We start from the raw sequence: 14,304 nt of genomic DNA, 5'->3' as shown, positions 1-14,304 counted from the left end.
GATAGCTTTCGATTATTAGGCACTCTCGTACCAATGACGGCTACGATTCACAATTGCGATGACTGACAACATGACAGGCACTTCAATCAGCACACCTACAACGGTAGCTAGAGCGGCGCCTGAATTAAATCCAAAGAGTGCAATAGCCGTTGCGACAGCCAACTCAAAAAAGTTTGAAGCACCAATCAGCGCGGATGGAGCAGCTACGCAGTGCGCTACCTTAAGTTTTTTATTCAGCCAGTAAGCCAGCATAGAGTTGAAATACACCTGGATAATAATAGGCACTGCTATCAGGACAATAACGATGGGCTGGGCAAGTATTTGCTGGCCTTGAAAACCAAAAAGCAAAATTAAGGTTGCCAGCAAAGCGGACAAAGAAATAGGCTGAATACGCTTAAGTAATGCATCAAGTGATTTTGGGCGGCCAGACAATATTACCTCTCGCACAAATTGGCTGATTACCACAGGTACAATAATGAAGAGTACTAGAGACAGGAAAAGCGTGTCCCATGGCACAACGATATTCGAGAGGCCTAATAACAACCCTACAAGTGGTGCAAAAGCGAACAGCATAATGGCGTCATTGAGTGCAACCTGAGATAACGTAAACTTGGGTTCACCGCCACACAAGCCGCTCCAAACAAAAACCATAGCCGTGCATGGGGCAGCAGCTAAGAGAATCAGTCCGGCTATGTAACTATCAATCTGGTCTGCGGGCAACAAGTCACCGAAAACATGACGAATGAATACCCAAGCGAGTAAAGCCATAGAGAAAGGCTTTACTATCCAGTTGATGAACAAAGTAACACCTATCCCTTTGCTGTGGGCCAAGACGTCTCCCATGGTCTTGAAGTCGATTTTTAGCAGCATCGGGATAATCATTAACCATATTAGGGCAGCTACAGGCAGGTTGACTTCTGCAATCTTGAGACTTCCAACAGCCTGAAAGAACTTAGGAAAGGCTTCACCTAATCCAATCCCGACCAGAATGCATCCAAGAACCCACCATGTCAGGTTGCGCTCAAAGCTGCTTATTGAGTTTGGTTGAGTGATGGCATTCATTTAGCAACACTGCTTTCTAGTAGCAAACTCTACTTTCTGGGCAGCGGGCACACAACATGCAGCGCTAGGCTCAGTTGTCTCTTGGCCGCTAAATGTCGGAGCACTGTCTAAGGTCCGATAGGTTTCCCAGGCAATCCCCGAAGGGTCTTGTACCCAATGCTTATCTGACTTAGCGTAGCAGCAAGTCGTGCCTTCTTCAGTAAGCAAGCTCAGCTCAGCCTTATCTAAGCGGTCTTTGATTTCTTCAAGCTCTGACTCACTCTCAACCTGAATACCAATATGGTCTAGGCCAGCTTTAGCGCCACGTTTGCTAATCGCAAAATTGACTAGAGGATCATCTAACATCCACTTGGCATAATCCGGTTTCGATACTGTGGGCGAAGCACCAAACAGATTGCTATAGAAACCTACACTTTGATTGATGTCATCAACGGAGATGTGCAAATGCATACGTTTCATGGTTCATTTCCTTTCTCTTGATTGCAGATTGTTATATCAGGACAGCACTCGTTCACACCTGCACAGCAATTTTCAGTGAGGTAGGCAAGTAAGCCATTCATTGCGGCATAGTTGGCGGTGTAGTAAATGAATCTACTAACCTGGCGTGAGTCAATCAGTCCGGCATGGCTTAGCTCTTTAAGGTGAAATGAGAGAGTGCTGGGCGGAATATTAAGCTTCTCTCCAATGCTTCCCGCTGGCAGCCCTTCAACCCCCGCTTGAACAAGCAAGCGAAATATCTCTAAGCGAGCCTCTTGGGCAATTGAAGAAAGTTGCGTCACTGCTGATTTGATGTCCATGTATTCTATATTTCCATAATTATGGAAATAATGCAACCATTAGATGGTTTGAATGAAGCAGAGGATTAATCAAAATCAGTAGTAATGTAAAAACAAAATACAACAACGGTGAAGTCGATTTTTATGTGATTATCGCTAAATCGACATTTCAACTGACATCCCCAAAGTCACACTCAAAATTAATTTCCAAGCTACCAGGTTACGCTGCAAGTGGGGTACAAGTGTGTTGGTACGTTCTATGGGTGCCTTTACTATATTACGTCACCTACCTTCTAGAGGTAGGTAATTTAGATTACATACATCAAATAATGGATGGTTGATGAGGAATCATTGCACGCATTTATAGGTATTAAAAAGACTAATAGATGACAACGATTAGACTCGGACAATACCTATAGGTAAAACTTAGCTGGTAGAGCCTTGATCTTCAACTGCAATTACATCGTGATCTAATGAGTTGTATAGGTGTTTAGCTGACTCCACATAAGGCATACAAACATTCGAGCGGAAGTCATATGCTACTAGTAAAGAGCAAAAAACATCATCATGGCTAAGCGCAACATTTTTGTGTTGTCTTAAATGACTTTGGGGAAAGGATGAGGTATTACCTGTCCAAACGATGAGCGGAACTCTAGTCTGTTCTTTGGGAGCAATCATCACCGGCGCTGCATGAAGATACATTCCGTATTCCCCAAGCGATTCACCATGATCTGCTATATACATCATTCCAACATCATAGTTTTCTTCATAGGGTTTCAAAAACTTAATGACCTCTGACAAAAAGTAATCGGTGTACAAGATTGCGTTGTCGTAAGCATTGTCGATTTCCTGTTTAGTGCAATCCTTTAGCTCTTTGGATTTACAAACAGGACTAAATTTCTCAAAGGCAGCCGGATACCTTCTGAAGTATTCTGGGCCATGATTTCCCATTTGATGTAACACAATCAAAATGTCTTTATCACTTTTAGACTGAATATGCTTATCAAGACCATCAAGCATTCCAACATCTCTGCACTCAGGGTCGCAGATGGGATTTAAGGTCGTAGATTGAAAATCTTGGTATTTGACTCTCAATGCAACCCCTTTTGAGTCAGAGTTGTTATCTCTCCATAGTACGTCGATACCATTTCTGGCAAGCACATCAATGACATTTTCCTGATTCACTGCAGCTTTCTTATCGTAATGTCTTTTACCCAAGGATGAAAACATACAAGGAACCGAAACACCTGTTGAAGTGCCGCAAGATGAAACATCATCAAAACTAATTACATTGGCTTTAGCCAGATTGGGATTCGTTAGCCGTTGATAGCCATTGAGGGAGAATCTGTCAAATCTGGCAGTTTCACCAACTACCATAATCACTAACTTATGTTTATTGCTGGTTGTAGAGGTTTTTACAGCGTCTTCTGCAATCTTTTTGAGAGGTGTATTGCGTGCTTCATAAACATTAGCTTCTTGATTCAAGTACTTGTATGAAGAATAAATAGAGTAAGTTGGATTTGCATAAAATCTCACAATTTTATGTTCTCGAATGAACGACGCATAACCCGCGGTAAATGGCATCACGACTATTAGGGTGGTTAAGCTTAAAGTTGCTACAGTTTTGAGTCGCCCTTTGATTTCTTGATTAAATGCTCCTGCCTTTGGAAAGGACTTAATAACGAAATACGCTGGTAGCAATCCAAATAAAATCAATCTCATTAATAGTTCGATACTAATTAACCCTTGCAGCTCTTTAAGATCAGTTTGAGCTACGTTATCCATCATAGTGTGATCAATGACCACTCCAAAGCTATCCATAAAATAAGCATTAATGGAGGAAACAATTATTAACAAGGCTAAAATCCATTTGGCAGATTTTCCAATGCAAAGAATTTGGAAAACAATTGCGATCGTAGCAAAAAAGAAAATAACTAAGGAAATTAGAAAAGGTAAGTTATGGAAATTGAATGGGTAAGTCTTTAGGAGGTTTTGGAAAAGAGAAAGGTTATCAGTCACCATGATAAATAACGAACCTGCCAAAATCCACGTTGTTTGTGTATTTGGTAGAAAACAGTATTTTGCAATCCGAGTTTTGAAAGTACTTAAGAGCATTTGGCTCATTTTCTATTGATATCATTATCCACAAGCAAGCCGGATGCCAATTCATAACATACTGATAATTAATAATTTATTTAAATATTCTGTTCTGAATGCTGCAATTTTTGCAGGACTTTTATTTTTCTTCTGCAATTTTTGCAGAACTGTCAAATTTCATTAATGCCTTACAATCGTTACATACGACTAATTGACTAATTGACTAATTATTGTTAGATTTGAAAGGGCATGTATCAAATTCTGAAAAAATTTATGGTTTTTCTTGCACTGGTCTCAGTAATGAGTTCATCAGGGTGGGCTTTTTCGCCAGAAGTTTTGTTTGATGATGCCACGACGTCTCAAGCCATAATGCAAGATGTACACTTGATTAATAAGTCGCATGTCAATTCCATTTCGGATAATGGGAATGTGCCAATGCCGGAGCAGTTCTGTAATCATGCTTGCCATATCTCTGCGCACATGACGGCCATTGAAACCAGTGAAATTATTAATTCACTACCAGAATTAGATTCAACGATTTTCAAAATCGAATCTAAAGATCAATTCACTAATCCTGTCCTAAAAAGTCTCTACCGACCTCCTGAACTCGCTTAATCAATTTTTCTAAGATGCTGCTTTATTCGGCATCTTGATCATTGATCTAACGAGAAAGGTCTTCCCGTGTTTGAATCATCTTTTAAAAGATGGCTATTGCTTTCAATAGCTTTCTTGTCAGCCCCATCTATACAGGCGGAACCGTTAACATTGGACGCAGCTTGGAATATCGCTGCCCAGAACAATCCCGATCTGAAGCGCATGATCGCCAACCAGAGTATTCCTGCCGGCGAGTTTCAGGATGCATCCGGTCCACTTTATTACAACCCAACGATGAGTTTGGAAGCCAGAACACGCCGAATTGCGCAAACAGGCGGTTCAGACCCGTATCGCGGTGAGTATGGTATTGGTGTTTCCCAGACTTTTGAGATTGCAGGCCAACAAGGCTTCCGTAGACAAGCGGCCGAAGAAAGCAAAACGGCCATTAGTCAGGATATCGCTGAAGAGTACCGGCTCTTGCATGCACAATTAGAAGAGCAGTTCATCAACGTACTTGCGCTACAAAAGCGTATAGACGTTGAAAGGCGCATTCTCAAACTCATCGAACAGAACACCTCACTCTCACGTAAACGGGTTAGTGCCGGCGAGGATAGTTTGCTTGATGGCAATCTGGCCATCGTGGACGCAGAGCGCGCAAGAAATCAGCTGATCTCCCTCAATGAGCAATTATTGCGCGCAAGAACTCAACTGGCTGCAACACTGCAGCTTAATGCAAATGACTTTCCTGAAGTCATGGGCGAGTTAACGCCAAATCAAACGCAATATACGCTGCAGGATCTTTTCAGTAAGCTAGATACACGGCCAGGCATCCAGGCACTTACCAGTAAAGAAGCTTCGGCACGTTCTCGTTTAGAACTGCAAAAGAGCATGCGTTACCCAGACTTAACTGTGAGCCTGATCAATACGACCGAGGCTAGCCTGGCTGGTAGCGACAATATCTCTTCGATTGGTGTATCTATGCCTTTGCCTATTTTCCGCCGAAATGCAGCGGGTATTGGTCGGGCGTCAGCTGAACTCACTCAATCTGAAATCAATCGGGCCTCTGGTACTCGTAATGCAAAAGCGACTGTAGAGGCGGCATGGCTGCGTCGTGAAAACATCAAAGACCGCGTCAGACGCTTGAATAGCGAGGTATATCCAAAGCTTGAAGAGAACCTGAATTTATCTAAGTTAGCGTTTGAAAACGGTGAAATTGGTCTGCCTCAGTTGTTAATCGTTCAACGACAAGTCGTTGATGCTCAGCGGGATATTATTGACGCTCAGAAGGAGCTTCGCCTTGTGCAAATTGAGCTGGAATACATCTCAGGCTGGTTATCCCCTGTCGCTGCGGCCAATCAATACTAGGAAATCAAAATGCTAAAGTTCTTCAAAAATTTATACGTCGTAGCGCTGGCATGCTCAGTCATCATTTTCTTGCTACTTTTAAGCGGGTGCAGCTCAAAAAGCAACCAAGCTGCAGAAGCAAAAGCAGAACCTTCAACAGTTGCCACAGAGGCCAAGACTGACGAAGACTTAATCAAATTGAGTAGCACAGAAATTCAGCAAAGCAGTGTCACTATTGCTAAAGTCACCAAGCAACCCATACAGGATCAACTCAGTTTTACGGCTAATATTCTGGCCAATCAGAACAAGCTGGCGCACGTGACACCCCGTATTGAAGGCAAGCTGTCTAAAGTCATTGCCAATCTTGGGGACCATGTCAAAACAGGCCAGACCTTGGCTGAAATTGACAGTATCCAGATGGGTGAAGCTCGTGCCCAATTCAGAAGCTCTAAAACTGATCTAGCGCTCGCCCAAGCAAACTTCGACCGTATATCCAAGCTGTATGAGGATAAGGTTGTTCCACAAAAGCAATTCATCGAATCACAGTCAGCATTGGAGCGAGCTAAATCGGCACTTTATGCAGACTCCGAAAGGTTGAGAATGTATGGCGGGCTGGGGCAGCCGAGTGGTTCTACTTACGTCTTGAAAGCACCATTCAATGGCATTGTGATTGAGAAAAATGCGGTCATTGGTGAGTTGGCTAATCCAGCAGATACCATCTTCACGATTGCCGATATGTCCACAGTCTGGATTGATGCTGATGTCCCCGAGCGAGACTTGCGATATCTTGAGGTCGGCAAAACAGCGAGTGTAACCGTGACTGCTTATCCTGATGAGGTCTTTACCGGTAAAGTAAGTTATCTATCCAGTGTCGTAGACAAAACCACGCGTACGGTGAAGGCACGTATCGAGCTCCCAAATGCAGATCAAAAACTCCGCATTGATATGTTCGCCAAGGTTGTGCTGGACCATTCTGGTAGCAAAGAAGTCTTGGTTGTGCCTAATACCTCCGTCGTGATGGTACAAGGCATTCCAAATGTCTATGTCAGCGAAGGTGGCGGTTTCAAAGCAAGAGCGGTCGAACTAGGTGATCGATATAACGAGTACGTCGAAATTAAAACTGGGCTGAGTGAGGATGAAAGTATCGTTCAGACCGGTGTATACGCGCTTAAAGCTCGACAACTCAAATCACAAATCAGTGATGAGCACTAGGAGAACAGCATGTTGAATTGGATATTAGATGCTGCTCTTAAATACAAGCTACTTGTGATTCTGGCATTTATTGTCGTGGTTTTTTTCGGCGTAAAAGCATGGCAGGAAGTCCCTTTAGATGCTTTCCCCGATGTGACGCCTGTACAGGTGAACGTTTATACCGAATCTCCCGGACTTGCTTCAGAAGATGTCGAAAAGCTCATTACCTTTCCAGTAGAAAGTTCACTGGCTGGCCTTAAAGGTATAGAGGAAATTCGGTCTGTGTCATTGTTTGGTTTGTCCTATGTCAGTGTGTATTTTTCTGACACAACTGATATTCAACAAGCTCGATTTCTGGTGGGTGAAAAGCTAGCGGATGCTCGCTCTAGAATGCCAGCAGGCTATGGTGAACCAACGCTTGGCCCCAATACCTCGGGTTTAGGTCAGGTACTCTGGTACACCTTGAAGTCAGACAAGCGATCCACAATGGATCTGCGCACATTGCATGACTGGAATGTGAGGATGGTGATGCGTACTGTACCAGGAGTGGATGACATCACATCCTGGGGAGGTAACGAGAAACAATTCCAAGTGCAAATAGACCCACAAAAGCTATTCAAGTATGACCTGACCTTTTCCGAAGTCATTGACCGTTTGGTAACAAATAATCATCAGGTTGGTGGTCAGTACGTCAATATTGGCCAAGAGCAGTTTTTGGTGCGAGGTTTAGGGTTGGTTAAGAACAGCAGCGACATTAAGCGTGTAGTCGTCTCTGAGAATCAAGGTACACCAGTCTATATCGAAAACATTGCCAACGTCGTTGAAGGCGCAGGGCCTCGTTTTGGTGCTGTGACGCAAGATGGTAAAGAAGTGGTGATGGGAATGGTACTTGCCAGGATTGGTGAGAATGCTCAGCAAGTTGTTGACGCCGCTAAAGAGAAGCTGAATCTGGTTAAGGCCACTTTGCCTAAAGGCGTGACGCTGGAAACTGTTTATGATCGCACCGCGATTATCGACAAAGCGATTCGTATGGCAGACCGCGCCATGATTGAAGGCGCATTACTAGTGATTGCCGTATTATTCATGCTGCTTGGCGAAGTTCGCTCCGCTCTGGTCGTGGTTGTCGCCATTCCTATGGGTCGTCTGATTGCTTTTATCTTTATGGAGAAATATGGCATCTCAGCAAATTTGATGTCATTAGGCGGCCTCATCATTGGCTTGGGTATGACCATTGATGGGCCGTTAGTACTTGTTGAGAATTGCTTCAGACGCTTGGCGCATTTCGCTGGTCAGAAGGTGGATAGATCCAAAATCGTCCTGGATGCTTCACGTGAAGTGATCAATCCCATCACTTTTGGTGTACTGATCATCACTGTGGTTTTCCTGCCTATCTTTTCCTTGACTGGCTTAGAAGGGAAGCTGTTTAAGCCGCTCGCCATCAATATGACTTTCGCCATGATTGGCTCAATGATTCTGACGCTCACACTGATCCCTGTGTTGTGCTCTCTGGCATTGAAACCAAAAGAGGAGAGAGACCCTTGGCTGATACGCTTGATTAAGCCTAAGTATGTCTCACTGTTAAAGTGGTGTTTGTCACATAAAAAGTTAGTCGTCGGCTCAACTGGTATTGCCTTCATAGCCGCATTAGCGATGTTTCCATTCTTGGGTAAAGAGTTTATGCCTAATCTGCAAGAACAGGACATTCTATTCCGCGTAACAAGCATCCCCTCAACGTCTTTGGATCAATCCATTGCAGTCTCTGATCGAGTTGCAAAGAGTTTGAAAAAAATGCCGCAAGTACAAAGTAGCCTAGCGATGATTGGTCGTGCTGAAAAAGGCGAAACTGCTGACGTGAACTACATGGAAGTATTGGTGCATCTAAAGCCAGTTGGTGCATGGCCAAAAATGATGACCTATGGTGAACTTGCGCAAGAGCTTCAGGACCAATTAGAGAAGGATGTGCCAGAGGCTGTTGTAGGCGCAACGCAACCGATTCAAATGCGGGTAGAGGAGCTCATCTCTGGGGTGAGAGCTACACTTTCAGCCAAAGTTTATGGCGAGGATCTGGCAACCATAGATCGTATTGCTACTGAGGTACGGTCAGTCATCGCCAAGGTCAATGGTGTTGCTGATTTGGCATTGGAGGCGAATATTGGCAAACCTCAACTCATTATTAATGTAGATCGTGAGGCCATTGCCCGTTATGGCATCAATGCAGACGATGTGCTGCAGATTGTTCAATCAGGGATTGGTGGCAAGACAGTCTCTACCCTGATTGATGGGGTAAAGCGGTTTTCCATACAGGTATGGCTGCAGCCTGAATATCGCAGTGATATCCGAGCGATCAACGATATTCCTATCTCTACAACGCAAGGTGCATTGATTCCACTGTCGCAAGTAGCCAGTGTCGATGTGGAGGAAGGCTACTCATTCGTCAGGCGTGAGCAATTGCAACGTTACGCCGTCATCCAAATGGATGTTCAAGGGCGTGATATTGATGGTTTCGTTAAAGAGGCCCAGACCGCGATCGAACAGCAAGTAAAACTGCCAAGTGGATACTGGATTCAATGGGGCGGCGCATTTGAGAACCAGCAAAGAGCCATGTCTAAACTGGCAATTATTGTGCCGCTCACGATTGGCTTGATATTCGTGCTGCTCTATACAGCCTTCCATTCACTCCGCTATGCCGGGCTGATTATTGCCAACGTACCTTTTGCAGCTATTGGCGGGATTTTCTCGCTGGCGATTGCCGGGCAGTATCTGTCAGTGCCTGCGGCAATTGGTTTCATTGCCGTATTCGGGGTTGCCATGCTGAACGGTATTGTTTTGGTGGAGTTTATCAACGGGCTCCGGGAAGAAGGTAAAACCGTAGATGAAGCTGTACTAGAAGGTACAACGCTCCGATTAAGGCCTGTGATGATGACAGCCATGGTTGAGATTTTCGGTCTAATTCCATTCCTACTGGCAACCGGTGTGGGCTCAGAAATCCTCAGGCCGCTTGCTGTCGTGGTCATCGGAGGTCTGTTAACCGCCACTGCATTAACCCTGGTTTTCCTGCCAGTTGCATACGACTGGATGGAAACAAGAAGGGAGCTCAACGAAGCCAAAATCATCAATTGATTTGGAGTTTTGGTTAATCAATCGCTTGTACCAGGTTGCCGTTTGAACAGCCTGGTCATCTTAAACACATGTTTCATGATTCCATCTAGGAGAATATCGTGAATAGTTCTAAAAGTCATATAAATGAAAATGTGCCGTGCCCGGACTGCATGGATAAAGAATCAACAAAGGTAGCTGGAATCTCAGAGGACTCATCACTCCACTCAGTTTCTGCAGACGATAATGCCGCAAGATTTCGTATACCTTCCATGGACTGTGCCTCAGAGGAGTCTGAAATCAGGCGTGCACTCGCTAAGATTGATGGAATTAAAAGCTTAAGATTTAATCTGGGGGCGCGGGAGTTAATCATTAATGCCGACGTTGACAGCATCCAACTTGCCGTCGAGGCAATCAAAAAGGCAGGTTTCAATTCAGAGTTAATTTCTGATGCAGAGAGTTTTGAAAGTGGTTCAGAGCTATCAAAAGGATTCTGGAATACATGGGGCAGGCCAATCAGCGGTCTAATCTTGGCTGTGATTGCTGAAGTCCTTGAGTTTGCATATCCGGATATTCAAGAAATTAAATATCTTGGAATGGCTTTAGCCAGCATATCCATCATACTCGCTGGACTGGATGTCTACGTAAAAGGCCTCAAAGCCTTCGGTGATGGCCGCTTAAACATCAATGCATTAATGACAGTTGCTGTCACAGGCGCCTTCCTCATTGGTCAATGGCCAGAGGCCGCAATGGTCATGGCGCTATATGCCATTGCAGAAGCTATTGAAGCCAAGGCCGTGGATAGAGCCAGGAATGCGATTAAGAGTTTGATGGAATTAACGCCAGAAGATGCCGAAGTTTTGCAACCGGATGGGGCTTGGAAGCGTGAATTAGTCAAAGACATCCCTATCGATTCAAAGGTACGCATTCGACCGGGGGAGCGTATTCCACTGGATGGCATCGTTATCTCTGGTCAAAGTGCAATAGATCAGTCGCCTGTTACCGGTGAAAGCTTACCGGTTGATAAATCTCCCAATGACGAGGTATTTGCAGGGACAATCAACCAGGCCGCAGAACTAGAGATTCGAATCACTGCACTTTCTTCGAATAGCACAATCTCCAGAATCATCAATGCAGTCGAGGAGGCCCAAGGAGCCCGTGCACCTACACAAAGATTTGTAGATGCATTCGCGGCATTCTATACCCCGGCGGTCTTTGTGCTTGCACTCATCGTAGCCCTCTGGATGCCATTCTTGCTGGAATGGACATGGATGAAGTCAATCTACAAAGCCTTGGTCTTACTGGTGATCGCTTGCCCATGTGCATTAGTGATATCCACCCCAGTGACTGTAGTGAGTGGCCTTGCTGCGGCAGCGAGGAGAGGAATACTCATCAAAGGTGGCGTGTATCTTGAAGAGGCACGCAAGATCAAAGCAGTCGCACTGGACAAGACCGGCACGATTACCGAAGGTAAGCCTAAGTTATCTAATTTCGAAGTATTCGAATTGCAGGCTGACTCAGCCGAATTGAAGGGCATTGCAAAAAGCTTGGCAAGCAGGTCTGACCATCCCGTCTCCAAAGCCATTGTAGAGGGCTTATCTGCGCAGGCGAAGGAGGTTAAAAACTTCAAAGCTATTGCAGGACGAGGCGTCCAAGGCCGAATAGCAGATATTACTTATTTCCTGGGTAATCATCGATGGATTGAAGAGCTTGAACTTTGCACTCCAGAAATTGAAGCTCAATTATCGATATTGGAAAACACTGGTCGCACAGTCAGTTTGTTAGCTACTACCGAAAAGGTGCTGGCAGTTTGCGCGGTTGCCGATACGATCAAAGTCTCCTCCAAAACAGCTGTTTCAGAACTAATATCACTTGGTGTCACACCAATTATGTTGACCGGGGATAATGCGGCCACAGCAAGAACGGTCGGTGTCCAAGCGGGTATTTCAGAGGTAAAAGGCAATCTTTTACCAGAAGACAAATTGAAGGAAATTGAATCTCTTCAGAAACAATTCGGTGTGACCGCCATGACCGGTGATGGAATCAATGACGCCCCATCTTTAGCAAGGGCAGACATCGGTTTTGCAATGGGCGCCGCTGGCACGCACACCGCGATGGAAGCAGCGGATATTTTAGTTATGAATGATGATTTACGTAGGCTACCTGAAACTATTCGACTCTCAAAACAAACGCACGCCATTCTTTGGCAGAACATCGTACTCGCCTTAGGCATCAAGTTTGTATTTTTGTTTTTAGCATTATTCGACAACGCATCTATGTGGATGGCTGTGTTTGCGGATATGGGGGCTAGTTTGATAGTGGTGTTTAATGGCTTGCGACTGATTACTTTCAAACCTAAGTCAAAAAGCTGATTTCGGAAATAATTGCTAAAGATATTCACGGCTAATCATTTGTTGAAGCATTTTAGGGAGAGAAAAGATGTTGCTCAAAAAGTTGGATGAAGAATTGAATTTGCAGCAGGCCGCTTTACGGATACGTAGTCAGCGCCAAGAGTTGCTTGCTTCTAACATTGCAAATGCCGATACCCCACAATATAAAGCGAAAGACATAGATTTTAAAGCGGCAATGCAATCTGCGATGCAGCAAATGTCAGGTAAAAATCCAACAGACCAACATGCAGGCCTGTTGCAGCAGACTAATGAATCACATTTAAACGCGGTGAAAACCAATTCGGGAGATACCCTATACCGTTCTTTAGTACAAGGCTCTGTAGATGGTAATACGGTAGACATGGATGGTGAACGAAATGCCTATGTGGACAATGGAATTCGCTATGAAGCCGGGTTAACTTTTGTGACGGATAAACTTAAAGAAGTGATGGCTGCAATTAATGGCTCATAAGTAAGTACTGTAAATTAAGATTTTCGGGATGCTTCAACCTTTCATCTATTTTTAAATAGAAGGTTACGATTTCCCATCTTTTGCGTGTAACTAGGCCTACTCTCTTCTGCCTAGAATAATTAATCACTAGCCTACCAATGACTGGCTAACTGATTCATACCAATATGCCAATACGATATAAATTGTGTGCCACCTTAGAGATTGCTATTTATAGTTGCTCATTTGTGCTGGAATGGCTGCTCAACATGGTGGAATAACTGCTCAGTATTACTGGAATACACATCAGTCTGCTTTCTGATTTTTTCAGTAGTCATTCTTTTAGCAATTCTTTTCTAAAAAAAGGAATCAATGGGGTCTGGCACCATTGGCTATAATCATGCCGCCTATTATTCGCACAACCCCAACGCCAATCCCTGCAAAATCTCTCCCGTTGTTGAGTTCTGCACGAAAGCCACCACGCTAAGATCCCGCTGCTTCCAGGCTGGTTGAAGTTGTATTTCATGACTTGCACTTGTTTTTCCATCTGTCCCAAGCTTAAACGGACCTAACCACTGACGAACCACATAATCATGACGCAGCAGCTCGCCACGGTTTTCACCAGCATTGACGGTGGATTGCAGGTTGTTTTCTTGTAGCGCGAGGTAATAGACCAATGGCCCGGCCTCAACGGTTTTGATGTTGGTGGAGACTTGCACTGACTTAGCCGTTTGTGCGTTTACTGTCAGGCGAATCTCGGCTTTGGCAGGCATGTGATTAATGGTTGCGACTTCACTTTTAAAGCGCGCATCATTTAACCAGCTGCGCGTATCTTGCCCATTGATGGCGAGTTGCGGGGTATAGACGCCACGGGCACGCCCTAAGGTGGCCATGTCACGTTGCCGTTTGGCAAATTCTGGGTTGGCGAAGTTGTCTTTCCAGCCGATGTAATCCCAATAATCCACATGCAAGGCGATGGGCACGATGTTGCCAATCGGTTTGCTTTGATTTTTGAGGCGGCTTAGCCATTGGTCGGCGGGTGGGCAGCTGCTGCATCCTTCTGAGGTGTAGAGCTCAACCAGGGCATTGGTTTGCGGGCCGCTGACGGCGGTGCATTGTGGTTGTGCGAGGGCGTTTGACGCAAACACGATGGCGCATAAAGCGGTGAACATAGATTGTTTTTTCATGACTTCACACCCTTCAATTGGTTGGAGTTGATTGGTCGCGCCTGGCTGTTAAGCCTTACACATGACGATGCGGATTGTGTGGTGTGGTCTTTTAAAACCAATGCCACGATGCTGGTTTT

Annotated in this window: 11 protein-coding genes; 6 read left to right on the top strand and 5 right to left on the bottom strand. The window is 44.8% G+C overall.

The genetic code is table 11. The features are described 5' to 3' along the window. Positions 1-15: 15 nt before the first annotated feature. From arsB to E6Q52_RS04820, 4 genes are all read right to left on the bottom strand, one after another. On the bottom strand, positions 16-1,062 hold the full coding sequence (gene arsB / locus E6Q52_RS04835) for an ACR3 family arsenite efflux transporter (protein ID WP_047516707.1): 1,047 nt from the start codon (positions 1,060-1,062) through the stop codon (positions 16-18). After that, the gene (locus E6Q52_RS04830) at positions 1,063-1,521 is read right to left on the bottom strand and encodes an ArsI/CadI family heavy metal resistance metalloenzyme (protein WP_047516709.1); all 459 of its coding nucleotides are present in this window, start codon (positions 1,519-1,521) and stop codon (positions 1,063-1,065) included. Further along, the gene (locus tag E6Q52_RS04825; RefSeq protein WP_047516712.1) at positions 1,518-1,859 is read right to left on the bottom strand and encodes a helix-turn-helix transcriptional regulator; all 342 of its coding nucleotides are present in this window, start codon (positions 1,857-1,859) and stop codon (positions 1,518-1,520) included. The genes E6Q52_RS04830 and E6Q52_RS04825 overlap by 4 nt, the downstream gene beginning before the upstream one ends. Before the next feature lie 405 nt (positions 1,860-2,264). Continuing rightward, on the bottom strand, positions 2,265-3,962 hold the full coding sequence (locus E6Q52_RS04820; protein ID WP_235273072.1) for a phosphoethanolamine transferase: 1,698 nt from the start codon (positions 3,960-3,962) through the stop codon (positions 2,265-2,267). A gap of 222 nt (positions 3,963-4,184) precedes the next feature. Between E6Q52_RS04820 and E6Q52_RS04815 the strand changes: the two genes are divergently transcribed. From E6Q52_RS04815 to flgB, 6 genes are all read left to right on the top strand, one after another. Beyond that, entirely contained in the window at positions 4,185-4,550 is a 366-nt protein-coding gene (locus E6Q52_RS04815) for a hypothetical protein (protein WP_047516718.1), read from the top strand. A 66-nt stretch (positions 4,551-4,616) separates the two neighbouring features. Beyond that, a complete protein-coding gene (locus E6Q52_RS04810) occupies positions 4,617-5,894 on the top strand; it encodes a TolC family protein (RefSeq protein ID WP_235273074.1) in 1,278 nt (425 codons plus the stop codon). Between the two features lie 9 nt (positions 5,895-5,903). Next, the gene (locus E6Q52_RS04805; RefSeq protein WP_047516724.1) at positions 5,904-7,085 is read left to right on the top strand and encodes an efflux RND transporter periplasmic adaptor subunit; all 1,182 of its coding nucleotides are present in this window, start codon (positions 5,904-5,906) and stop codon (positions 7,083-7,085) included. A 9-nt stretch (positions 7,086-7,094) separates the two neighbouring features. Further along, positions 7,095-10,184 carry a CusA/CzcA family heavy metal efflux RND transporter gene (locus E6Q52_RS04800; RefSeq protein ID WP_047516727.1) on the top strand — a complete coding sequence of 1,030 codons (3,090 nt, stop codon included), beginning with the start codon at positions 7,095-7,097 and terminating at the stop codon, positions 10,182-10,184. 98 nt (positions 10,185-10,282) lie between these two features. Then, positions 10,283-12,532, top strand: coding sequence for a cation-translocating P-type ATPase (locus E6Q52_RS04795; RefSeq protein WP_235273076.1), 2,250 nt, complete (start codon positions 10,283-10,285; stop codon positions 12,530-12,532). 67 nt (positions 12,533-12,599) lie between these two features. Further along, complete coding sequence (flgB, locus tag E6Q52_RS04790) at positions 12,600-13,022, top strand: flagellar basal body rod protein FlgB (RefSeq protein ID WP_047516730.1); 423 nt, start codon at positions 12,600-12,602, stop codon at positions 13,020-13,022. A gap of 386 nt (positions 13,023-13,408) precedes the next feature. Here the strand turns inward: flgB and E6Q52_RS04785 are convergent, their stop codons facing one another. Continuing rightward, positions 13,409-14,185, bottom strand: coding sequence for a thioredoxin family protein (locus E6Q52_RS04785; RefSeq protein WP_292819209.1), 777 nt, complete (start codon positions 14,183-14,185; stop codon positions 13,409-13,411). Between the last annotated feature and the right edge of the window lie 119 nt (positions 14,186-14,304).

The organism is Methylophilus sp., from assembly GCF_008015755.1.
Taxonomy (GTDB): domain Bacteria; phylum Pseudomonadota; class Gammaproteobacteria; order Burkholderiales; family Methylophilaceae; genus Methylophilus.
The sequence above is the reverse complement of the archived record's forward strand: the minus strand, read 5'-3'. Positions and strand labels throughout refer to the sequence as shown.